Raw genomic sequence first — 23,278 nt, 5'->3', positions numbered from 1 at the left:
TGCATTGCCCTTCCAGTGTAAAACATGACTCACCCTCACTCCCTTTCCGCCACCTCCCGTAGCTCCCCTTCTCTCTCTACTTTTCATCCCTCATCCTTCATCCTTCATCCTTTCCCCACGCCCTTTCCTATAATCAAACTACGGCAACAAAAATCGCCCTCTCCCCATGCCCCCATCCGCCTTCCTCCCCGACCTGCCCGACTACTACCGTGGACCTGCCGATGGTGTGCGGGTGGGTGAATCGCCCGTACCCGGACTGACTCTGCGACGTCTTTTGCGGCGAGGGCATGTAGATTGGATCGGTCGTATTGCCTGGTCACCCGATGGTTCACTGCTTGCCTCGCCTTCAAACGATCAAACAATTCGCCTCTGGGAAGTTACTTACAGCAGAGCGTGGCAGGTGCTGCAAGAGCATACTGATTCTGTCGTCAGCGTGGCATGGTCACCCAATGGAAAGCACCTTGCCTCAGCTTCTATGGATAAAACCATTCGCTTATGGGACGCGCCCAGCGGCAAACCATTGCAAGCACTGCAAGGACACACTGGTGCTATATACAGCGTGGCGTGGTCACCCGATGGGCAGTACCTTGCTTCCACTTCCTTAGATAAATCCATCTGCCTTTGGGATGCTGCTAGCGGCAGTATGGTGCAAACGCTCAAAGGACATACCGAAAGTGTCTATAGCGTGGCGTGGTCACCCGACGGGCAGCACCTTGCCTCGGCTGCGAAAGATCAAACCATTTGTCTATGGAAGTTCACTAGCGGTCAGTTATTGCAAACGCTCCGAGGACATACTGGATCGGTTTATAGCGTAGCCTGGTTTCCCGATGGGGAATGCTTAGTCTCAGCAGCAAATGATTGCACTCTCCGCCTATGGGAAATCGCCAGTGGTAAAACACTAAAGGTGTTAGAGGGTCATTCTGGTAGAGTGAATTGTGCTGTCTTTTCCGCCGATGGTCGTTGGCTAGCGTCCAAAGGTAGTAATGATGATCATACCGTTCGCCTATGGCGTTGCGACACTTGGACTTGCGTAGCAGTGCTAGAAGAATCCTCAGCTAGTGTTTGGCCTCCTGCTGTTGCATTCCATTCTTGCCAACCCCTCCTGGCAACCTTGGGGGGAAAAGACAGCACCATCCGCGTTTGGGAACTAGACGAGAGCCTTTTGCTCGGACAGGCACAGAAAAGCGTCCACTACACTACAGCCAAACTTGTCCTGGTAGGGGACTCCGGTGTCGGCAAAACAGGTCTGGGCTATCGGCTGGCGCACAACGAATTTAAGGAACATGCCTCCACCCACGGTCAGCAGTTCTGGGTGATTGATGAACTGGGCAAAACCCGCGAGGATGGCACCCAATGCGAAGCGGTGCTGTGGGATCTGGCGGGTCAGCATGTGTATCGCTCCATCCACTCCATCTTTCTCGACCACGTGAATGCTTCGCTGGTCTTATTTGACCCCAGCAACCGTCAAGACCCACTCAAAGGAGCAGAGTTCTGGCTGGAGCAGCTAAAAGGCAACGCTCAACTGCCGCCCAGTGTCTTGGTCGGGGCACGGGTCGATCGCGGTGCGCCTGCCCTTTCCCAGCAAGACCTGGATCAGTTCTGCCAGCGCTACGGCATCAGCGGCGGCTATATCAGCACCAGCGCCATGACGGGTGACGGGTTACCAGAACTGCTGGAGCGTCTCAAAGCCCAAATCCCCTGGGACGAGATGACCACCACCGTTACCACCGTTACCTTCAAGCGCATTAAGGACTACGTGCTGGCACTCAAGGAACAGCCCGATCGTAAAAACGTGTTGGTCAGCCCGACGAAGTTGCGCGCTCTACTTGAGACCTCGGAGGTTTCGGAAACCTCCGAGGTCTGGGAAGGCTGGACGTTCACCGATGCCGAAATGATGACCGCTGTAGGGCATCTGGAGAATCATGGCTATGTGTGCATCCTGCGTAGCTCAGCGGGTGAGCAATCCATCCTGCTCAAGCCCGAACTGCTGGTGGGTCTGGCAGCGTCGATCGTCCTCCAGGCAGACAAACATCCCCGTGAACTGGGAGCCATCAATGAAGCAGAACTGCTAAAAGGCAACTACGCCTTTGATGAAATTAAGGGGCTCGAGCCGTCCGAACAGCAGCTTTTGCTGGATGCTGCCGTGCTGCGCTTCCTCGAACACAGCATTTGCTTCCGCGAAACTCTGGACGCCGATACCCTGCTGATCTTTCCAGCACTCATCAAGCAAAAGCGCCCCCTGCAAGACGATACCCCCTTCAGCGATGACATCTCCTACATCGTGCGCGGTCGGGTCGAAAACATCTACGCCACGCTGGTGGTCTTGCTCGGCTATACGCCCTCCTTTCTCCGCATCAATCACTGGCAAAACCAGGCGCAGTACGAAATGGATGCGGGGCAGATCTGCGGCTTTCGCATGCTTGCAGACCGCGAAGGTGAGATTGAACTGGTGCTCTACTACGGCAACCAGATGCCATCCAGCGGGCGCACCGCGTTTCAAACCCTGTTTGAGCAGTTCCTCTATCAGCGCGAGGTCGAAGTCACCCGCTTCCCAACCGTTCTCTGTGAGAACCATCACCGCCTAGAGCGTGCCACCGTCACCAAACGCAGTCGAGAAGGTAAAACCTTTGCCTTCTGTGAGGAGTGTGGCAGCAAAGTGGATCTCCCTGCCCCGCAACAGCCCAGTATTGGCACCACCGCTTCTAGCTGGCTACAACGGGAAGAGGCGATCGCCCGCCTGCGGAATACCTATGAAACCCACCTTGCCAACGTCAAAGGCTACCGTCGCCAGTGGGCGGCTCCTCGTTGCTACCTCAGCTATGTGCCAGACCAGGAAACGTGGGCTAAAACCCTCCAGCATGATTTGCGGGATGCGGGCATTTATTTGGTGAGCGATGCGGCTCACGTTCAACCGGATGATTATGTCGTGGTACTGGATACACCTGCCTATCAGCAGGCATGGCAGCAACCTGGGGCAGCCTTGGGAGACGATCGAACCCTGATTCAATCACGTTTAGTCAGCAAGAAGCGCCTGCTTTCCCTTGTTCTGGAAAGCAAAACTACATCAGCCCCCTCCCATGATTTGCGTGGGTGCAAACCTGGCGACTTTTGCAATCCCTCCCACTATCCAGTGAGCTTATTCGATCTGGTGCTGAACTTATACGCCATCCCCTTTGACCATGCAGGCTTTGCGCCGTTGCGTGAAACTCTACATCAGCAATGGGAAGAAAGCCTGAGTCAATTTGCCCCAGACCTTACACCCACGATGAAACCCCCTAAAATCTTCATTAGCTATGCCCGTGCTGATGAGCCGCACAAAGATAAGTTGTTAAAAATGCTAAGCGGGCTGAAACGCCGTGGAGTCATTGATACCTGGGACGATCGTCTGATTGAACCGGGTGAAGAATGGTATCCCGCCATTCACGAGGCGATCAATACCTGCCACTTAGCCTTACTGCTCGTGAGTGACGACTTCATCAATTCAGGCTTCATTTACAAAGAAGAGATGCCGCGCTTCCTGGAACGCCGTCAAGCAGAGGGCATGGGTATCATTCCCATCATTGTTCGTCCGTGTCTGTGGAGCAGCGAACCTGTCCTCAAAGATCTGCAAGCCTTACCGCGAGATGGTAAAGCCGTGATTACGTTTGATGAAGCGAATGGCGATCGTGACCAGGCTTGGACAGATATTGCCAAAGCCATTGAAAAGCGTGCCAAAGAACTTTAATCTGATCTTGAATGACGCAGGCACGGTTAGGGGATAGGGTGTGGGGTGTAGGGAATGCCTAAGAAGATTAGAGAGTTGAAGAGTCTTTTGTTGAAAGCAGGCTGAAGCATGAAGAGCCGCTATACCATCATCATTCAGTGGTCTGATGAAGATCAGTGCTATGTCGCCAGTCTTCCTGAGTGGGGAGAATTTTGCCACACGTATGGAGAAACCTACAGCGAAGCCTTGACCCATGCTCAAGAGGTTTTGGAGTTATTGATTGAATCTGCTGTAAAGCACAATGAATCGCTACCAGAGCCCAACGTCTTTGGAACGTCATTGCAGATCGCTTGATTCATGAGCCTGAGAATCGTAGGGTGGGCACTGCCCACCACTGCTAAACCGTTCAGCATGAAGGAGAGTGGCAATGAGCGTTGAATATACCAACCGCAGAGGCAGAAAACACTACCTTCATGAGGGGAAAACCAAAACGGGAAAGCCCAAGTATTTCTTCTCCATGAAGGCAGTAGGCACGCTGGTCAATACCATTCCTGACGGCTATGAGATTTATGAGCATCCCAGCGCTCAGGTGTTTCTGCGAAAAATTCCACCGCAGATCATTACACCTGAAGAGGTTGCGATCGTCCGTGAGGGCGTGAAAAAGTACGCCAAGCTTGACGACTTCATCATAGATGTGAAAGACAACCAGATTGTGGTCTATCTGTGTGACCAGAATGTGGACAATCTGATGGAAATCGCGTTACCTGTCAGCAGCGCCGATGCAACCAGGATGAGAGCCACGCTGATTCAGTCTCTCTCCTTCTCGCCCACAATGCAGTTTGTGTTAGAGGATGTCCAAATCAGAACGTTTGTTGTAGAACGATGGTGCTTTTTAGGGTCAGTGGATGATTGGATCGCCCTTGATCGCTCCACCAACCTGAACGCACTGGTCAAACAGTATGGTCAGCATTTGGGCAAAGAGTCATTCTATGAGTTGATGCCGCAGGGGTAGTACTGCGATCGCCCATTGGAAGACCGCTGTCTGTCTCGGAAGCTTCTGGTTAAACATTAGTCAGCCACGAGTTGCTGTGCAATTTGATTATGCTTTTCCACCAGCGTAGGGAGTTCAATGGTGGTTAACTGTCCTCGATCGACCACCTTTTTCCCATTAATAAAGCTGTAATCCACCGTATCCACCTGACAGAAAATGAGTGCGGCAACGATGTCATGATGAGCACCGGAGAAGCGATGGTGATCGACATTAACGGCAATAAAATCGGCGGACATGCCAGGAGCGATCGCGCCAATATCATCCCGACCCAAAACTCTAGCACCACCTAACGTAGCGACTTCTAAAATCTCCCTTGCTGACATAACCGTAGGGTCACAATCACGCACTCGTGCCAGCAGGAAGGCGATACGGGCTTCTTGCAGCAGATTGCTGGTGTCATTCGACGCAGAGCCGTCTACACCAATCCCCACAGGGACGTTATGGTTCAGCATCTTGCGGATGGGGGCAATACCGCTGGCGAGGCGCATATTGCTACAGGGGCAGTGCGCCACACCTGTACCCGTTCTGCCAAATTTGGCGATCGAATCATCGCTGAGTTGCACACAGTGAGCGTGCCACACATCTTCCCCCAGCCAGCCCACCGATTCGGCAAAGTCTCCTGGAATCATGCCAAAGGTTTCCAGGCTATAGGTGACATCTGACTTGTTTTCTGCTAGGTGCGTATGCAGTCGCACACCGGGATACGATCGCGCCAGCGTTGCCGACTCGCGCATGAGATCGGGCGAGACGCTGAAGGGTGAACAGGGCGCTAACGTCATTCGCAGCATGGCATGACGGTCATTATTGTGATACTGCTCGATCAACCGCTGGGAGTCTTTAAGAATGTCCGCTTCCTTCTCCACAACAGAATCGGGAGGCAAACCGCCCTGACTTTCGCCCACACTCATGCTGCCGCGACTGGCATGAAACCGCAGCCCGATCGCCTGAATCGCTTCAATCTCATGATCCAACGTGCAATCGTTGGGATAGATGTAAAGATGATCGCTGGCCGTTGTGCAGCCAGACAGCATTAACTCTGCCGCCGCCATTTGAGCGCTGATGTAAATGCCTTCTGCTGTGAGGTTTGCCCAAATGGGATACAGCGTTTGCAGCCAGTTGAACAACGTACAATCTTGCGCCGCTGGAATCACGCGCGTCAGCGTTTGGTAGAAGTGATGGTGCGTGTTGACCAGACCTGGAAGCACGACATGTCGATCGTGCAAATCCAGCACTTCATCCGCAGTTGGTGGTAGCGCGTCTGTCGTGCCGACCTGCTCAATCACGTTGTCGCGCACAAAGATTGCCCCATGACGCAGTTCTCGTCGCGTGGCATCCATCGTCACCAGAGTATGAATATTTTTGATTAGCAGTGTCGGCATGGGCGTTTAGCGATTTGGCGAGTCGCAGTGTACCGAAGAAACTACCACAGGTACTGTAGCCTGAGATGCGTTATCACTATGCAACGGGTCAATGATTGCCCGATCGCACCCCTCAACCGCTTAGTGTGAGCGATCGCCCGTTTTCCAGAAATCGCGGTGTACAGCTACGATCGCCTCTTCAACATCGGGAATTGGTCCCCAAACTTTAATGGGTTTCTGACCGCGATCGAACACCTCACGGCACGGCAAATTCAAGGTCGGGTTCTGCTCGTCGTTTCCTGTTAGCTCTAGCAAGCGCGTTTCAGCGATGCCGTACACCAGGCGACCAATATTTGCCCAATACTGCGTTCCTGCACACATCGCGCAGGGTTCAGCCGTAGTGTAAAGCGTACAGTCCCACAAATACTCCGGCGAGAAATTGAGCCAAGCTGTGCGAACGAGTACCGCTTCCGCATGATTCACGGTATCGACGTTGCCCTGCTCCAGCAGCACTGTCTCATGATCAGGTGCTACCAGCAGTGCCCCAAAGGGATGATGTCCAAAGTCACGGGCACGCATGGCAATCTGGTTGGCGCGTTGCAGATGCTGAATTATCTTTGCTGGTGTTGGATCAGAATGATTAACCATTTACAGTTTCATAATCCTCCCAGGCTGCTTTTGCACCAGCTTCGACAATTAAACCAACGTCGCAACCATATTCTCCAGCGCAACTGTAAGAACCAAGTTCCAGTATATAAAGCTCACCTTCCGATTCACAGATGTCTATTGTGTAAAGCGATTCAGGATACCACTTGACCTGTTTTAGCACGTCACTTAAGTAGTTCTTCAAATAACCTCCTTCAATTCTCTCATCAATTCTTTCTTCTCCTATCAAGTAAAGTGAACCAGTAACAATCTCATTTTTGTAGACGAAGAATCGCCATTCTCTAGCAATCGATCGCTTGCTACTAACCAGCACTAGAGTTGTTTCATCTCGTTTAAGCTCGCTGCTCAAAGCCTGCATAGTATTCAAGACTTCAAGATTGAAGACCCCGGCACGAAATGATTTCATGTTGCTGTCAGGTCGTATAAAAATTTCGCCATTAGATTTAAAATATTCCAAAATTTCTTCTTTTCTTCTAATTAGCTCGCCCAGAGAAAGAATGAAATACTTGTTGTTAAGCAGATACGAACCAAAGTACGTGTAGTAAGTGGAGCAGCGAAGATTCTTTTCATCCATATATGCACCTGGCACCCAGGATGTCCTCAAAATATCTCTGCCCAAGCCGAGAGTGCCGCGAAATAAAACGCATTCGTGATCAGGAAAATATTGATCTGCTTCTTCGCGGCGAAAAGCGAGGTATTTTGTTTCTTTGTAAGTGTAGCCTTGCTTCTGTATTGCCTCTAAAAACTGTGTTTCGGCATCGAAGATCTTTTGTTCAAGCAGCCAATTTACTTTTTGTGTCATTGCTTAATCCTTAATCTTTCTATGTTTGCTGTTCTTTTGCGCTCAAGCTAGAAGTGAAACCAGGCAAACGGATGATGCCGAAAGTCCTGCGCACGCATGGCAATCTGATTTGCTCGTTGCAAATGTTGAATCATTTGTGCTGGCGTTGGATCAGCAGTTGGGAAAGCAGAAACGAGTCACAAGCTAACGTGTGTTCTGGAAACGAAAAGGAGCGGGGAGTACGCCGAAATCAACCAAAAGACTCAGCCCCCTCACTATTATGTTTAGCATTGATGGAGGCGACAGGTCGCGCTGACTTGTTCATTTACGCCTCGGCAAGCGATCGATCAGCACTGGAATCAAGCCCTGCAATGAAGGCGGCAGCAGAATCTGCTCTGCCAGCAGCATTCAATGATAGGGAATTGACTTCCAGGTGGATTGATTGAAAGCATTGGTGAGTTGATGCAATGCGATCGCTCATCTTCAATAAAGATAAGGGGCGATCGCACATCGCATGAAGCGGGTTTTACCTGTGAGCGAACGCACAGCCTAAGCCGTTGTAGTCGCTGTCCTGCCATTTGTGGTGCTGGTGGCGCTACCATTACCGTTTGCAGTGGCAATGAAGGGAGGTTGTGCAGCAACCGATGTGGTTGATTCGCCGCGCAATCCTTTACGACGCTGGTTTTTGGGCACGCCACCTGCCATGCCATACTCGACGCTGCTTTTGCCGTATTTGGTCGCAACGCCTAACAGCATGTGTTCTGCCATGTCTCCCAGGTCGCGTTCGGTTTCCAGCAGTTCACGATAGAGTTTGTCCAGGTTGGAAAGGGCGCTGTTGTAGGCGTTTTCCCTGGTTCGCATGGTTTCGATCAGGGTGGAGAAAGAGGGCAGGGTAAGCCCATTACCAACATCTAAATTGGGATCGATGGAAGTCATGCCAGCCATGCGACGGACGGCTTTTTCTAAGACGGGAGAGGTTCGTTTTCGACGTGCCATAGTGGGTGCGGTGTGATTGGTCAGAGTTAATATTCTTTCACGTTAAGAAATTTCTAAATGGATCAACCTGAGCAAATTTCAGCAAATTGTCGATCGCTTTTGCTACATGGCAATCCTGGATCAAGAATGCGCGATCTACTGAAATGAGTAAGCAAACCGCCGTTTGAAAAAGCAATTTGCCCGTTTGCTTGCGGAAAACACCAAAATGAATGCGCGATCTACTGAAATGAGTAAGCAAACCGCCGTTTGAGAAAGCGGATTGCCTATTTGCTTGCGGAAAATACTAAATTGAGAAAGCGAATAGCTGCAATGAGAAAGTAAATTGGCGAAATGATTCAGCAAATCACCCGTTGATTAATTTGTTGTGTATTGAGGATGTGTGGATGCACGATCGCTTTCCAGCAGAAGTAATATTCCGGTTGGTGTTCATGCAGTCTAGATGAGGAGCGATCGTTGTGTTTGCATGGAAAGTGCCAGGATAAATTTTTCTGTCAATCTCGAAATAATCCTTCATACTTAGCTGCCCGCCGAGAGGGGGTAGTTATACTGAGTCGGTCTGTCCAACTGCCCAGTCTGGGATCTTATGCAGAAACCTGTCCGCCTAACTACCCAATTTCGGATCTTAGACAGGGTGCTGTCTGCCCAACTACCCAGTCTGGGATCTTAGACTGCCGAACTTCAGCCTAATTACTCGAATCAGGGATCTTAGACAGACTCCGTCTGTCTAAACAGTAGTTAGGCTTCGCACTCAAGGACTTGCGGTGGGTACATTACAACAGATGAAGATCACTGATTATCTGGCTATATACGCCGCCGCTCTTTCCACAATTGTATTCGTGTGGAACGTCTTTCAATCCCAGCCCCGCTTCCGCATTGATCTGGTATTTGGTGTAGAAACCAAAAACGAGAAGACTGAAGGAGGTGTTTATATAATCGTTCGTAACGTGTCCAATCACGATATTCACTTGGCTAGCATTGGCTTTCTCTATCTGGATCGTCAACCCAGCCTCCGTGAACGAATTTCGTATCTCTGGAAGTTCAAGCGAGTTCCACGCAGGCTCGGTTGGGTTCACTCTAGCCTCTCTTACCATGCAATCTCAAACGGATGCCCAACAGCTATTGAGGCTAGAAAGTCGCATCGCGTGTTCGTGCCGATTAGCGCCATTGAGACGATGATTGCTAAAGGCTCTGCGCCACTCTTAATTGCCAGCGCGCAAGATGAGCTTTGGAACAATGTATACACACGCCCGTTCAATTGCTCCTTCGCGTTAAAGGAGTGATGCCTAACAACCGCTCTGCACCGGAATTTCGTAATTTGGTTGGCTGCGAAGGCTACGTGCATCCGGTGAGCGCGAACGTTATACAGAAAGTTTGTAACCTGGCATTTGTCTCTTGGAGAAGCCCCTAACTTAGCTGGGTTGGCTAGAATAGACCAGGATTACTATTTTGCGCTCCGGATTAAGTTTTATGGAAGAGAAGAAGGGTATCCCAATATACCTAGATGAAGCTAAACGGAAGTTCGCTAATTCAGCATTAGAGGAAGTAGAGATTACTGCTTGGCATCCCTCGAATCCTCCTGCCATAAATCTTTGGCGATGTTTTGAGGCACTAGAAGATATTGCAAATTTATTAAAAGGTACCGCTATTCTAAGCAATGATGAAGAACGGAGGCGGCGTACCAAAATATTGGTAATTCCTCTGTACTCACTATGCGTAGCGATTCGAGATTTATGTAACTACTTAAACTCTGCACTTGAGATGCGAAATCAATTCAATAAAGTTCAGAGGGCAGAGATTAATAAAACTCTTGAAGATTTTCTGAAAGTTGTCCCACTTGATAAAACGAGTGCAATTCGAAGTGTGAGAGATCAACTGTCAGCTCACGTAGATAAGTTAATGCCTTATGAAGCTAAAACTATCTTTGACAGAGCAAAAAACCATGAAATAGGTGCTTGGTTGCATCAATGTATCCTTACATTGAGTCAGTTATTGCCTCTTGACGTATACGGTTGGACTACTGATGACTGTCCTGAAGGTTATTTTCGGGTAATGAGCGTAGAGCCTTGGTTAGTCACCTTTAAACTGGAAAATGATAAGCCAACTATGATTGCAGGACTGCACATTGCTACGTCACCTAAGAAGCTGATTCTAAAAACTTGTAATAAAGTTCTTGAAACTTCAAGATGGATGTTTCGTGAGGGTGATCAATATGTTATCTCTCTCTCGGAAGAGACTATAAACTCTGAAGAATCTGTATAACAACTGCGTTGCAGCGGAATTATAGGTGATTTCGATGCCTGGTCTAATCTCATTGCATCCGCTGAACGCAATCGTTAAGCACGATCGCTCCACAAATTAATCCAACACCACCTTTCACCTACCCTCTTGACCACTTCTGCGATTCCGGCAAACTCCACACTAGCAGGTAGGTGGGCAATGCCTATCATCTTTGGTTTGCAAGGTATTATGGAGGAGGCAAAGAGTAGAGTAGCGATCGCTTTCGAGGTTGGAGTTGGAATGGCGGTACAGCTTCCTACGTAGCTTTTGAGAACGGACAAAGCACGCTTTTTGTCCGACCTTTCGATGGTCGAACGTTTGGTTCTGTGACATCGAGTCAAGCAGTATCAGATAGAGACGTATTTCGGGGTTAGAGTTGGGATGGAAGTCGCGCCTCATACATAACCAACTAAACCTAAGCAACCTGTATGCGATCGCATCCGTACAGCTTCTAAGTCGGACTGAAGGTCTGGGGTACAATGAAGAAACTCCCAGCCCACTCTGTATGAGCGAAACGGTCTATATCGAGACCAGCATCTTAGGCTACCTTACTGCTCGACCCGGCAGAGATATTGTCGTAGTTGCCAATATTGAGATTACAAGGGAGTGGTGGGATACGCGCCGCAGCTACTTCCAACTCTACTCATCTCAAGCAGTCGTGAAAGAGACCTCCCAAGGAGATGCTGCGATCGCCTCTCAACGGCTAGAAATCCTTCGCGATTTTTCGCTCCTAGACTTGAACCAATCTGTACTTGATTTAGCAGAACAATTCTTGGGACGCAGTAACCTTCCCGCAAAAGCTGATGTTGACGCTGTTCATATTGCAGCCGCAACCGTTCACGGCATGGATTATCTGTTGACCTGGAACTGCAAGCACATCGCCAATGCTCAAATCCAGGGAAAGTTGGCAGAGATCAGCCTTGATTTTGGATACGAGTTGCCAATTCTTTGTACACCCTATGAACTTCTCGGAGGTTGATTATGTTTCAAGATGAGATTGTAGAAGAGATCCATAGAATTCGTGAAGAGTATTCTCGGTCATTCAATCATGACTTGAAAGCCATCTTTGCTGATTTACAAAAGCAGCAAGCGGAAAGCGGAAGAGAAGTTGTAACCCTGTCGCGAAAACGCGGTCTAACAACACGTTGGAGCGGACGAGCTAGAGATCTCGGTGAGGATGCAAAGGAGACTAGCCGCCGCTCAACTTAGCCGTTAAATGCACGATCGCTCTCTCCACAAGTCGTATTTCAGCTAAAGTAGGGTGGGCAGTGCCCACTCTATATACTTGCTTAAAGGATTTAGTGCGATCCTCGCTCAAGCCTTCTGACGTGTTTTAGACTATTGAAACAGGTTGGAAAACCGAATTTTTTGAATGCCTACGCTGTTGACCGTTGGTCCATACCGTTTCTTCCGTTACGCAGGCGATCGGGATGAGCCACCCCACGTACATGTTGAGCGTGATAAGGACGAAGCCAAGTTTTGGCTTGAACCCATACGCCTTCAAAGTAACAGAGGGTTTAGTCGCACAGAGATTAACCGCATTCAAAAACTTGTTGAAGAACATAAAGAGCAATTGCTAGTAGGCTGGAATGAATTCTTTAACGAATGAACTGCTTGAAATGCCCACAATTCAGCAAGTGACAGTCACAGACGACACGCTTTCTGTGGATTTATCTGATGGGCGCACTATATCTGTGCCAATAGCATGGTATCCTCGCCTGTTGCATGCCTCGATCGAAGAACGCAACGACTATCGCTTCATTGCTGGTGGCAACGGCATTCATTGGAATCAGCTAGACGAAGACATCAGCATCAAGAATCTGATTCTTGGGCAACCATCTGGCGAAAGTCAAAAATCGTTTCAGCGGTGGTTAAGTAGTCGAGTGGCGACGGTCTAATCGAGTCGCTGCACTGTAAGCTGAAAATCGGTCGGGTAAGTGGCAAAGGATATTTGCGTACGCTGAACACGACCGTTAAGCACGATCGCTCCACAAATTAACCCAACACCACCTTTCACTCACCCTCTTGACCGCTTCTGCAATTCCAGCAAACTCCACACCAGCTTTGAAAGTGCTGAAGCGATCGCCCTACAATGAGTGCAACAGAAACACGAGGCGCAGAATCAGATGAGTGCCAAAGAACAGTTGCTTAACGAGCTTGAACATGCACCCGACGCAATGCTTGAGGAAATCCTCGATTTTTGCCTTTTCCTCAAACAACGGCAGCAGCAAAAAATACCCAAACCTTCACCACCCTCTGAAGGTGGAATCGCCTCTCTGCTGGATCTGGTTGCCCAAATCCATGCCCAAGTGCCGCCTGAAGAATGGGAGAAATTACCCCGCGATTTGTCTATCAACCACGATCACTATCTCTACGGCTCCCCCAAAGTTGAGGAATGACCACCATTTTCGCAGATACAGGTTATTGGATTGCGCTTCTTGATCCACAAGACAACCTGCATCAAAAGGCTGCATCGCTAACAGCAGCATTAACAGCCAAAATTGTAACCAGTGAAATGGTTTTTACAGAAGTGCTTAACGCCTTCTCAAAGCGTGGGAATTTTCTAAAACAGTCCGCTGTCACTCTGATTCGAGGATCTGTTAGGAATCCAAATGTTGTTGTAGTTCCCCAAACCAGCGACCTCTTTCAAGCTGCTTTCGATCTCTATAGCCAACGCCTGGATCAATCATGGAGCCATACTGATTGCGCCTCATTTTGCATCATGCAGCAGCAGAACATTCAGGAAGCGCTTGCTTACGACCGCCATTTTGAACAAGCAGGTTTCATCGCCCTCCTGCGGTAACTCAAAACTTTCTACGCCCCTTCCTCACCGCAGCGGCCCCCCCAAAATGGTCTTCGCAATGCCGTCGATCGTTTCGGTGCCATCATCGTATTTCAGTTCTTCGTACCACTTTTGGGTTTTTTCCGGGTCTTTGCCGTGAATCATGTCGGCGCGTTTGCGGGCGCGGGTGATGATGTCGGCTACGCGGTCTTTGCGTTCGGCTTCGTAGCGCTTGAGGGCATCAGCGACACTAATGTTGGTGGTTGTCAGACAGGTAGCAAGGACATAGGCGGCTTCGATCGCCTGACTGCCGCCCTGTCCCAAATCGGGTGCGGTGCCGTGTCCCGAATCGCCTAGCAAGGCAACTCGCCCCTTGACCAGGGTTTGGAGGGGTTCAATATCGTGGATCAACACGCGATTGGTTTTCTCTGGCTCCAGGCGCTGGATTAAGGTTTGCACTGGGGTTGCCCAACCGGAGAAAAAGTGTTCTAAATCGGCGCGAATCTCGCCTGCTTCGTGGGCTTGCTCTTTGGGCATGGGCACATCAAAGAAGAAGTAGAACTGATCATCCGCGATCGGCATCAGCGAAGCGCGTTTGTGTTCACCCACATAGATAACCCAGCTTGTTTTGGGAGCCAGATCTTCACTGGCGGGTACCAGTCCATTCCAGTTGACGTAGCCAACGTAGCGGCGATCGAGGGGATGCCCCAGCACGTAGGGACGCAGAATTGAATGGGTGCCATCCGCAGCGACGAGTACATCGCCCGTTGTGGTTCTGCCATCCTCAAAAAAAGCCGTGACGCTATCTGCATCTTGCTCCACCCGGACACACTTTGCGCCTAATTGCACCTGTTCTTGCCCAAAGGCTTGTAGCAGCATGTGCTGAAGAGAGGCGCGTGCTACCGGATACGGTCGTTGTCCCACCCGTTCAATGAGGGGATAGAGGCTAAAGTCGTTGAGTTTTTCACCTGTACAACTGTAATACGCCATTCGATCCATGATGCCGCCAATGCTGGCAATGTCGTCTCCCAGGCCGAGGCGGTTCAGCACTTTTACCCCGTTTGACCAGAGGGAGATTGCCGCTCCTGCGGGACGCAATTCACTGACGCGATCGTAGATTTCGACCGTGTACCCCGCTTGCTGTAGGGCAATTCCAGTGGTTAAGCCGCCCATTCCGGCTCCAATCACAATGACTTTCAGGTGATTCATGATGCGCTCTCCAAATGACTGCCTTAGTGCTGCTAGATACACAATCAATTCAAATAATCTGAAGCTTTTGATACAAAATCCACCAACGGGACGATGCTGGTTGCTTTAATTACCCTTAAAATTGAAGCTGTTGGTTTCATCCAGTTGTCTTTAAGTGTGTTGATTTATTTAGGCGTGCTGATTTAAATGAAATCTTTCTTCACCCTACTATCTCAGCACACCATAACGTATGAGACAGCCACAAGGCTTACCATTAAGCACTCTAAGAGCTTTGCGACTTTAACCACACTACAAACAGGAGTATTTTTCCGTTAGGAGCATGATATGAATAATCAATGGCAGGCTTACAAAGAATTGGAACTTATTCCCGAATCGGCGATAGAACCGAAAGGAAGCCGGCTTCTTAATACATTATTGTTAAGCCAAATTTGGCGATCGCTGCTCAATGCCTTGACGCAGGAACATTTTCACGAGCAGCGACGAGAATATTTTGAGCGTTGTTGGGCGATCGATTATGCTGACCCCTACACCACGAAGCATATCGACCAGCTCAAAAAACTGTTAACTTTGATGGATTAAGATAGCGATGATTCGGGATCTGTAACCTGATCCAGGCTGCTTTCAGTCCCGATGCGTTCTAACACATACAGGATTAGCAGGCCAGCGAAGGTAGTGGCTGCTGCGATTAACCAGGTGCTATCGGCAATTATCTGGGGCTGATCCATTGCCCAGCCACCTAAAGCGGGGCCAATAAAGAACCCGATCGCCCAACTTTGCGAATTGACTCCAACATAGGCACCCCGTAGAGCAGGGGGAGCTAGTTCAGACACGATCGCAGCGACATAGGGTTTATGTAAGGTTGCGGCGATCGACATCGTGCAAAGTGCCGCAATGCCCCATCCCAATTGAGCCGTTGCCACAGTGCCCGTTGTCCACAGCAGCAAGAAGCCCACAGCCCACATCACCATCGACAGCATCAGCACGCGCACATGCTGAAACCCACTAAAGAAATGGGCGATCGGTAACTGTACGACCGTTCCCACACCGATGTAGCACCAGGTAAAGAGGTTGGCAACGTTGTCTACTGACGCATTGGGCGTGCGATCGAGGGGGATGAAGTTTGTGAAGTAGAGCGGTACGGTGCTGCTTACGATCGCAATGTAGGTTGTAAGCAAGGCGTTAGCCAAAAACAGAATCAGCAGTGCTTTATCTTTTAGCGCTACCATCATGCCTTGCACAGCAGTTTTTTCGGAGCCTACATCCGCCTGACGCGTTTCTGGCATAAAAAGCTGTGCGCCTAAAAATACCAGGAAAATCAGCCCACACCCAACAAACACCAACTGAGGCGTTTGGCTGACGCGCAGAAGCAGCAAGCCGCCTCCCAGCACACCAATGCCTGTCCCGATATTGTCTGCCACGGTCGCGATCGCAAACGCTTGCGATCGGTCTTCTGGTGCAGTCACATCCATCATGGCAGCATCGGCGGCCGTCCAATAAATGCCCACCCCAAATCCCAATAGCAAACAGGCAAAGAACAACAGTGGCAAACTGTTTGTGACCACCAGTAGAAAAGAGACGATCGCGCCCAGCACGATCGACACCAGCAGCGTTAGTTTGCGACCAAAGCGCGGTGTATCGGCGAGTGCGCCGCCTACAACGTGCCCTGCAACTTCTGCCAGCGAACCAATACCAATACTGAAGCCAACCGCTGTCGCTGATAGCCCTACCTGATTCACAAAGACCAGTGGGATGTAGAAATTTAGCAGCCCCGATCCGGTCTGACACAGCAGGCGACCGATCGCCAGCAGCCAAACACGATGATTGGAGAGTTGAAGTGCCGACAGCAATGGTTGCGTGGCAGCAGAAGTTGATTCATCTTCGTCCATTCGCGATCGCGTCCAATGTGATTGTAAGAAGTAGTTTGAAAGGGCGTAAAGAGGTTTGATGCAAATGATCCGTATAAGTCATCACATCGATCGATTGACCAAACGCTAAGCGAAAAAGCGAAAAACAGCGACCATCAAGCCATAGCCCACAAACACCAGTAAGGCACCAATCAGGTTTAGCTTTGGTTGCCGTTGCTGCGGTTTCAACCAGAAGTTAAGCAGCCAGGTCACAAACGGCATGACCGCCCAAGTCAACAGAGAGCAACTGACTAAATTGCTCACAAACATGTAATACGGTGGTGCCCAGGATTTCATAAAGCCCAACTTGGCAAACAGCAAGGTTTCCACCATTACCGTTGGATACAGCCCAAAGAGCACCGCAAAGTTTTGTTTCCAGGCAGGTGGGTTCGATCGCTTCCCATCCGCATCAAGGCGTTTAGAAAACCACGCTTCTAGCCCAGTCAAGCCATTCCCTACGTGATAACGGTACGCCCCAAAGCGACGTTTCCCTCGACTGATCAACGCGTGTCGCGTGTCCGAATCTAGCCACTGGCTTAAGGTCGCAGGGCTATCAAAATGAACCACGATATACCATCGCGCTTGTGCCCCCTGAATCGGCGGAAACACATCGGTGCGCACATGTCCGTCAAACTGGCTCACACCCGACTGGATCTCTGACTGCCATTTCCTAAACTCTGACTCTTGATCGCCAGAGATGCGGTCATACTCAATCACAATGCTGCTGGTCGCGATCGGCTCAACGGGTTGGGTCATAGGTTGGGAGGGAGCAAGACGGGTTCCAAGCTATTGCTAACCCTACTTTACAGGTCTATCAGCCGCTATAGGGCGCGTCATCAATTAAGCTCAAGAATCTTGAGCAGCCTTACCGCGCCCGTTCTCACAAACGAGGCTAGGGGCTAGAACCGTCGCTGTAAAGCATGTGTATGAGTCATTGATGACAGCCCCTAGCGTAAGGCAGGTATCCTGAGGAAAGTTCTGATAGGAAGCCATGCCTCTTAGCTCTCCCAAACCCATCCATAACCCTGCGGCACTGCAACGCATTCGCACGGTGAGCCATTTACTCGACAATGCCATCCCCATCCCCGGTACGCGCTTTCGGCTGGGGCTAGATCCGGTTCTGGGACTCTTGCCCGGTGCAGGCGATTTTCTCGGCGCGGCTCTTTCTGCCTACATCGTGATTGAAGCGGCTCGCTTTGGGCTACCACGGCAAGCCCTGACGCAAATGGTGACGAATCTAGTTCTGGATTCGATCGGCGGGTCGCTTCCAGTGGTGGGAGACGTGTTTGATGCCACCTGGAAAGCCAACAGTCGAAACCTGGCATTGCTAGAGGCTCACATTGCAACCCCAGAACCCAAAAAAGCAGCCGATCGTGGCTTCGTGGTGCTCATCATCTGCGCACTCGTGCTGCTTTTGGTGGGGATTGCCGTCATCGCCGCCTTTGTGGTTACGTGGCTGTGGAGGACACTGGCTGGTTAACCGCGAGAGGCGATCGTTCTGTGGCGAGGGACGGCTTGTGTAGCACCATCGTCGTGCTGCTATTGCACTCAAACCCAATGCGCTCGTAGAACGGCTGTTGATGCGTCGTCATCAGATAAATGCGTTCAACACGATTCATTTTGGGATGGCTCAACACGGCTTGCACTAGTTGTCGCCCTAAACCTAAGCCCTGGTAGTCGGGATGAATCACCACATCCCATATGGTGGCTCGGTAAACACCATCCGATGTGGCTCTGGCAAAGCCAATCATTAAATCATCATCCCAGGCCGTAATGACTGGATCGCTATTGGCGATCGCCAGGGCCAAATCTTCCACACGTCGATCGGCGGCCCAAAAAGCACCCACTTGAAAGAGGGCTTGAAGCTGGAGTAAATCAACCCGCTTCTGGTTACTAAACTGAATCCGACAACAGTCCATGCCAACACCAGACAGAACAACATTGGTTTCTTCTGCCTAATTTAACGTTACAAAGCGTTATATTGTCAGCCTACGAGGAACCTCATTGCACTTTTTTTCGACTCGTTCACCTGAAAGCTTGTCCGCTGCCAGCTAGAATACACACAGTAGTTGTAAGCCTTGCGTTTTGAGTGCTGCTGTCTTGTTTGCTGCCACACTCCAGAAGAGCGCTTATAGCTCAACCATTCCAGACTCTTTATGCCCTATCTCGATCGCCTACCTTCTCGTCACTCTCCTCACCGATCACTCATTGATCGCGGGCTTTGGCGTAAACGAGGGCGATCGCTGTTCGTCTTGCTGCTGCTGCTGTTGACCTGGAGCTTGTGCTTGGGATGGGGCTTGGCACAGGCGAAAGAACCGCGTGCGATCGAACCTGTCGCTCAACCGCAGCCAGCCACCAGTGCCCCTCAACCTACAACCATTGGCACCGTTGATGTCGTACCCAAGGGCTTGAAGCTGGGCCAAGAGCTTTATTTAGAAAACTGTGCGAGTTGCCATGTTGGAGTACCACCACAGGTGATGCCGACGGAAACGTGGCGGCAACTTATCCAGGATTCACAGCATTACGGTGCACAGATACAGCCGCTTGTGGAACCCAGTCTGCAAATTGTCTGGCAGTATGTCCGCGCCTTTTCTCGGCCCCAGGGCGCAGACGAAGACATTCCCTACAGAATTTATCAATCGCGCTACTTCAAGACACTGCATCCCAAAGTGACGCTACCAACGCGTGTTGGGCTTAACAGTTGTGTTTCTTGCCACCCAGGTGCAGGCAAGTATGATTTTCGTAGCCTGACCGCAGAATGGCAGAACGCGCCGTAGGAAAGGCTGAAGGCTAAAGCTAAAGCTAAATCGATTCAGCGTTTAGCTTTGGGCATTCTGCTTTCCCTCACCTTTAACTGCGGTGATAGGATGAAAGGACACCGCGTTGTGCTTCTCTCTGAGGGATTCAGCACTTTGAGCGCTAGAGACGATCGGATGCGTCTCAGCCAGGACGATCGCAGATATAGATTTCCCAGAGGCTCTTTAAACGAGGGTTCTAACGCTTCTTCTGTTGAAGAAGTAGGGAAATCGCAGCGCCAACCTTCAAAGGCGCATATTCTATGCACATCGTTTCGCACACTTCTAACACCAGGAACTAGATATTTTTCTGCCATGTTTAAGACTCTGCTGGGTGACCCCAACGCACGTAAACTCAAGAAGTACCAACCGCTTGTCACTGAGGTTGCTTTGCTAGAAGCGGAGATACAGCCGCTTTCTGACCAGGAACTTCAGGGTAAAACCATAGAGTTCAGGCAACGCCTTGAGAAGGGCGAAACCCTGGATGACCTGCTGCCTGAAGCCTTTGCGGTTGTGAGAGAAGCCGCACGACGCGTGTTGGGCATGCGCCACTTTGACGTTCAAGTATTGGGCGGCATCCTTTTGCACGACAACGAAGCAGGTCGCGTGAAAGGGCATCTTGCCGAAATGAAAACGGGAGAAGGGAAAACTCTGGTTTCAACGCTACCAGCCTATCTCAACGCGATCGAAGGTAAGGGCGTTCACGTCGTCACTGTCAACGATTATCTGGCACGGCGCGATGCCGAATGGATGGGACAAGTCCATCGCTTTTTGGGCCTGAGTGTGGGGCTGATTCAGCAGAGCATGACCGCCACCGATCGCCAGCGGAACTACGAATGCGACATTACCTACGCTACCAACAGCGAACTGGGGTTTGACTACCTGCGCGACAACATGGCGACCGCAATGGTTGACGTAGTGCAGCGTCCGTTTAACTACTGCATCATCGACGAAGTAGACTCCGTCCTCATTGATGAAGCCCGCACGCCGCTGATTATTTCTGGACAGGTAGAGCGGCCAAGTGAGAAGTACATGCGAGCCGCAGAAGTTGCTGCCGCGCTCATCCGTAAAGCCGACGAAGATGACCCAAATGGTCACTACGAAGTGGATGAAAAGCAGCGCAACGTGATTCTTGCCGATGAAGGGTTTATTGAATCAGAGCGACTGCTGGGCGTGACCGATCTATTTGACCCGCAAGACCCGTGGGCACACTACATTTTCAACGCCATCAAAGCAAAGGAACTGTTTATTGACGATGTGAACTACATTGTCCGCAATGATGAGATCGTAATTGTGGATGAGTTCACCGGACGGGTGATGCCCGGTCGTCGCTGGAGCGATGGATTGCATCAGGCGATCGAAGCCAAAGAGCGCGTCGAAATTCAGCCCGAAACCCAGACTTTAGCGACCATTACTTACCAAAACTTCTTCTTGCTCTACCCTAAGCTGGCGGGCATGACTGGCACCGCTAAGACGGAAGAAGCTGAGTTTGGCAAAATCTACAACCTGGAAGTCGCTACAGTGCCGACCAACCGTCCCACGGGACGGCGTGACCTGTCGGATGTGGTGTACAAAACGGAAGACGCGAAGTGGAACGCAATCGCCGAAGAATGCGCTCAGATGCATGAAGTGGGTCGCCCGGTACTGGTTGGTACGACCAGCGTTGAAAAATCGGAACTGCTCGCGCGGCTGCTGGGCGATCGCAACATTCCGCTGAACCTGCTGAATGCTAAACCAGAGAACGTTGAGCGAGAGTCAGAAATTATTGCGCAAGCCGGACGCAAAGGAGCGGTGACGATCGCCACGAACATGGCAGGGCGCGGTACTGACATCATTCTCGGTGGTAACGCCGACTACATGGCACGCCTGAAGGTGCGGGAATACTTCATGCCCCGCATTGTGCAACCCGAAGACGAAGATAGCTTTGGGGTGACGGATGTGCCCGCTGTAGCAAGCAGTCGCGGTGGCGGGCAAGGCTTTGTTCCCGGCAAGAAGGTGAAGTCTTGGAAAGCGTCGCCCCAAATTTATCCCACCCCGCTTTCTAAAGAAGCCGAACGCTTGCTCAAAGGTGCTGTTGATACTGCCGTACAGCAATACGGGGAGCGATCGCTGCCCGAACTTGAGGCTGAAGATCGGGTCGCGGTGGCCTCTGAAAAAGCGCCCACTGATGATCTGGTGATCCAAAAGCTGCGCGAGGTTTACAACCTCATTCGCAAAGAATACGAAGCGTTTACGACCCGCGAACACGATGAAGTCGTTCAGTTAGGTGGCTTGCATGTGATTGGGACAGAACGGCACGAATCGCGCCGCATTGATAACCAACTCCGTGGTCGAGCCGGACGGCAAGGTGACCCTGGTTCGACCAAGTTCTTCCTGAGTTTGCAAGACAACCTGCTGCGCATTTTTGGCGGCGATCGGGTCGCAGGCTTGATGAATGCCTTCCGTGTGGAAGAAGATATGCCGATCGAGTCAGGAATGCTCACGCGATCGCTGGAAGGTGCCCAGCGTAAGGTGGAAACCTACTACTACGACATCCGCAAACAGGTCTTTGAATACGATGAAGTGATGAATAATCAGCGTCGTGCCATTTACGCCGAGCGTCGCCGCGTTCTCGAAGGGCAAGACCTGAAAGAGCAGGTCATTAAGTATGCTGAGCGCACGATGGATGACATCGTTGAAGCCAAAGTAAACCCCGACCTGCCCCCTGAAGAATGGGATCTCAAGAGTCTGGTGAGCAAGGTGCAAGAATTTGTCTACCTGCTATCCGATTTGGAGCCGGACCACCTCGCGGATATGACGATCGGTGAAATTAAAACCTTCCTCCACGAGCAAGTTCGCATTGCCTATGACCTGAAGGAAGCTCAAATCGATCAGATTCAACCCGGTCTCATGCGTCAGGCAGAACGGTTTTTCATCCTTCAACGCATTGATACCCTCTGGCGCGAACACCTGCAACAGATGGATGCGTTGCGTGAATCGGTTGGGCTACGCGGCTACGGTCAGAAAGACCCACTGATTGAATACAAGAGCGAAGGGTACGAAATCTTCCTGGAAATGATGACAGAAATTCGCCGGGATGTTGTCTACTCCGTCTTCCAGTTCCAGCCACAGGTGCAACCCACCGCTGCGGTTCCTTCCGAGACAACTTAAGCGATCAAGCGTAAAGCCGCTAGAAGCCAGAAGCTCGCATTCAGGAGTCAGAAGGTTATCCAACTAACGCCTGAATGCTTGATTCAGCAAAGCTCAAAGGCATTAGCGATCGCCGCCTGCCACGTTTTGAGAGTCTCACCGTATAACTTGACAGATCTTCAGAGAGCTTCGCAGGCTTTGAGAATTGAAATCTGCTTTACCGTTTATGATCAAGTCCATCAGATGATAATCCAACTATTCAGAGTCACGCCCAAGCCGCCCTCGATCAATGTCTTCAAAGCAGCCGCAAGGAGTTGCCACACGTTTAGCCTAAAGGTTGCCAAAGCAAACGATGAAAGACGATCCATTAAGTGTAAGCATCCGGAACAATGAAATTGAACATATTCATGGGCTGAAAGCTGACGGCTTTAAGGACGTGTCAGATTACTGGAAGCGTCTACTTAGGACTTGTGGTCGATGAAGTCTCACTGATACAATTGCACCAGTTTGCCTTAGACAGTTATTCTCCAGCCCAAATGTTTGCAATCCTCCGATTGGGCGATTTGGTTAGGTGAAGTATCGCTCAACTGATTGCAGTAGTCTGACTACAGTAAAGTCGTACACTTA

The 23,278-nt window shown here is 50.6% G+C and carries 24 protein-coding genes; 15 read left to right on the top strand and 9 right to left on the bottom strand.

Annotation, left to right across the window (positions count from 1 at the left end; translation table 11 throughout):
• Window positions 1-166: 166 nt before the first annotated feature.
• The 3 genes from AC5JLP_RS14560 (at window position 167) to AC5JLP_RS14550 (ending at window position 4,715) form a co-directional block, all read left to right on the top strand.
• The gene (locus AC5JLP_RS14560) at window positions 167-3,724 is read left to right on the top strand and encodes a WD40 domain-containing protein (protein WP_496068643.1); all 3,558 of its coding nucleotides are present in this window, start codon (window positions 167-169) and stop codon (window positions 3,722-3,724) included.
• 108 nt (window positions 3,725-3,832) lie between these two features.
• Window positions 3,833-4,057 carry a type II toxin-antitoxin system HicB family antitoxin gene (locus AC5JLP_RS14555; protein ID WP_496068642.1) on the top strand — a complete coding sequence of 75 codons (225 nt, stop codon included), beginning with the start codon at window positions 3,833-3,835 and terminating at the stop codon, window positions 4,055-4,057.
• A 73-nt stretch (window positions 4,058-4,130) separates the two neighbouring features.
• Window positions 4,131-4,715, top strand: coding sequence for a hypothetical protein (locus AC5JLP_RS14550; protein WP_496068641.1), 585 nt, complete (start codon window positions 4,131-4,133; stop codon window positions 4,713-4,715).
• Window positions 4,716-4,771: 56 nt separating this feature from the next.
• Here AC5JLP_RS14550 and AC5JLP_RS14545 read toward each other — a convergent pair whose 3' ends face one another.
• From AC5JLP_RS14545 to AC5JLP_RS14525, 5 genes are all read right to left on the bottom strand, one after another.
• On the bottom strand, window positions 4,772-6,133 hold the full coding sequence (locus AC5JLP_RS14545) for an 8-oxoguanine deaminase (protein ID WP_496068640.1): 1,362 nt from the start codon (window positions 6,131-6,133) through the stop codon (window positions 4,772-4,774).
• Window positions 6,134-6,253: 120 nt separating this feature from the next.
• Window positions 6,254-6,760, bottom strand: a complete 507-nt coding sequence (locus AC5JLP_RS14540; protein ID WP_496068639.1) for a nucleoside deaminase — start codon at window positions 6,758-6,760, stop codon at window positions 6,254-6,256.
• Window positions 6,753-7,580, bottom strand: a complete 828-nt coding sequence (locus AC5JLP_RS14535; protein ID WP_496068638.1) for an ATP-grasp domain-containing protein — start codon at window positions 7,578-7,580, stop codon at window positions 6,753-6,755. Before AC5JLP_RS14535 ends, AC5JLP_RS14540 begins: the two co-directional genes overlap by 8 nt.
• Before the next feature lie 304 nt (window positions 7,581-7,884).
• Window positions 7,885-8,040, bottom strand: a complete 156-nt coding sequence (locus AC5JLP_RS14530) for a hypothetical protein (RefSeq protein ID WP_496068637.1) — start codon at window positions 8,038-8,040, stop codon at window positions 7,885-7,887.
• 68 nt (window positions 8,041-8,108) lie between these two features.
• Window positions 8,109-8,555, bottom strand: a complete 447-nt coding sequence (locus AC5JLP_RS14525) for a hypothetical protein (RefSeq protein ID WP_496068636.1) — start codon at window positions 8,553-8,555, stop codon at window positions 8,109-8,111.
• 761 nt (window positions 8,556-9,316) lie between these two features.
• Here AC5JLP_RS14525 and AC5JLP_RS14520 point away from each other — a divergent pair.
• The 8 genes from AC5JLP_RS14520 (at window position 9,317) to AC5JLP_RS14485 (ending at window position 13,635) form a co-directional block, all read left to right on the top strand.
• The gene (locus AC5JLP_RS14520; protein ID WP_496068635.1) at window positions 9,317-9,835 is read left to right on the top strand and encodes a hypothetical protein; all 519 of its coding nucleotides are present in this window, start codon (window positions 9,317-9,319) and stop codon (window positions 9,833-9,835) included.
• Between the two features lie 187 nt (window positions 9,836-10,022).
• On the top strand, window positions 10,023-10,814 hold the full coding sequence (locus tag AC5JLP_RS14515; RefSeq protein WP_496068634.1) for a hypothetical protein: 792 nt from the start codon (window positions 10,023-10,025) through the stop codon (window positions 10,812-10,814).
• 394 nt (window positions 10,815-11,208) lie between these two features.
• Window positions 11,209-11,811: a type II toxin-antitoxin system VapC family toxin gene (locus AC5JLP_RS14510; protein WP_496068633.1), complete on the top strand. Its 603-nt coding sequence runs from the start codon at window positions 11,209-11,211 to the stop codon at window positions 11,809-11,811.
• Between the two features lie 2 nt (window positions 11,812-11,813).
• On the top strand, window positions 11,814-12,041 hold the full coding sequence (locus AC5JLP_RS14505; protein WP_496068632.1) for a hypothetical protein: 228 nt from the start codon (window positions 11,814-11,816) through the stop codon (window positions 12,039-12,041).
• Window positions 12,042-12,204: 163 nt separating this feature from the next.
• Window positions 12,205-12,441, top strand: a complete 237-nt coding sequence (locus tag AC5JLP_RS14500) for a DUF4160 domain-containing protein (protein ID WP_496068631.1) — start codon at window positions 12,205-12,207, stop codon at window positions 12,439-12,441.
• Window positions 12,422-12,730, top strand: a complete 309-nt coding sequence (locus AC5JLP_RS14495; protein WP_496068630.1) for a DUF2442 domain-containing protein — start codon at window positions 12,422-12,424, stop codon at window positions 12,728-12,730. The genes AC5JLP_RS14500 and AC5JLP_RS14495 overlap by 20 nt, the downstream gene beginning before the upstream one ends.
• Window positions 12,731-12,958: 228 nt before the next feature.
• Window positions 12,959-13,231, top strand: a complete 273-nt coding sequence (locus AC5JLP_RS14490; protein WP_496068629.1) for a hypothetical protein — start codon at window positions 12,959-12,961, stop codon at window positions 13,229-13,231.
• Window positions 13,228-13,635, top strand: a complete 408-nt coding sequence (locus AC5JLP_RS14485; protein ID WP_496068628.1) for a type II toxin-antitoxin system VapC family toxin — start codon at window positions 13,228-13,230, stop codon at window positions 13,633-13,635. The genes AC5JLP_RS14490 and AC5JLP_RS14485 overlap by 4 nt, the downstream gene beginning before the upstream one ends.
• 24 nt (window positions 13,636-13,659) lie before the next feature.
• Here AC5JLP_RS14485 and hpxO read toward each other — a convergent pair whose 3' ends face one another.
• On the bottom strand, window positions 13,660-14,823 hold the full coding sequence (gene hpxO / locus AC5JLP_RS14480) for an FAD-dependent urate hydroxylase HpxO (RefSeq protein WP_496068627.1): 1,164 nt from the start codon (window positions 14,821-14,823) through the stop codon (window positions 13,660-13,662).
• A 324-nt stretch (window positions 14,824-15,147) separates the two neighbouring features.
• Between hpxO and AC5JLP_RS14475 the strand changes: the two genes are divergently transcribed.
• Entirely contained in the window at window positions 15,148-15,402 is a 255-nt protein-coding gene (locus AC5JLP_RS14475) for a hypothetical protein (RefSeq protein WP_496068626.1), read from the top strand.
• On the opposite strand, the gene AC5JLP_RS14470 is transcribed toward AC5JLP_RS14475, so the two are convergent.
• The gene (locus tag AC5JLP_RS14470; RefSeq protein WP_496068625.1) at window positions 15,399-16,709 is read right to left on the bottom strand and encodes an MFS transporter; all 1,311 of its coding nucleotides are present in this window, start codon (window positions 16,707-16,709) and stop codon (window positions 15,399-15,401) included. The two genes, AC5JLP_RS14475 and AC5JLP_RS14470, sit on opposite strands and share 4 nt — an antisense overlap.
• A 105-nt stretch (window positions 16,710-16,814) precedes the next feature.
• Window positions 16,815-17,483, bottom strand: coding sequence for a hypothetical protein (locus AC5JLP_RS14465; protein WP_496068624.1), 669 nt, complete (start codon window positions 17,481-17,483; stop codon window positions 16,815-16,817).
• A 235-nt stretch (window positions 17,484-17,718) separates the two neighbouring features.
• Here AC5JLP_RS14465 and AC5JLP_RS14460 point away from each other — a divergent pair, with 235 nt between their 5' ends.
• The gene (locus AC5JLP_RS14460) at window positions 17,719-18,207 is read left to right on the top strand and encodes a DUF4112 domain-containing protein (protein ID WP_496068623.1); all 489 of its coding nucleotides are present in this window, start codon (window positions 17,719-17,721) and stop codon (window positions 18,205-18,207) included.
• Here the strand turns inward: AC5JLP_RS14460 and AC5JLP_RS14455 are convergent.
• Window positions 18,176-18,646, bottom strand: a complete 471-nt coding sequence (locus AC5JLP_RS14455) for a GNAT family N-acetyltransferase (protein WP_496068622.1) — start codon at window positions 18,644-18,646, stop codon at window positions 18,176-18,178. The two genes, AC5JLP_RS14460 and AC5JLP_RS14455, sit on opposite strands and share 32 nt — an antisense overlap.
• 237 nt (window positions 18,647-18,883) lie before the next feature.
• Between AC5JLP_RS14455 and AC5JLP_RS14450 the strand changes: the two genes are divergently transcribed.
• Both AC5JLP_RS14450 and secA read left to right on the top strand, forming a co-directional pair.
• Window positions 18,884-19,504, top strand: a complete 621-nt coding sequence (locus AC5JLP_RS14450) for a diheme cytochrome C (RefSeq protein WP_496068621.1) — start codon at window positions 18,884-18,886, stop codon at window positions 19,502-19,504.
• A gap of 333 nt (window positions 19,505-19,837) precedes the next feature.
• Window positions 19,838-22,672 carry a preprotein translocase subunit SecA gene (secA, locus tag AC5JLP_RS14445; RefSeq protein ID WP_496068620.1) on the top strand — a complete coding sequence of 945 codons (2,835 nt, stop codon included), beginning with the start codon at window positions 19,838-19,840 and terminating at the stop codon, window positions 22,670-22,672.
• Window positions 22,673-23,278 lie beyond the last annotated feature (606 nt).

The organism is Stenomitos rutilans, assembly GCF_059505485.1.
The sequence above is the reverse complement of the archived record's forward strand: the minus strand, read 5'-3'. Positions and strand labels throughout refer to the sequence as shown.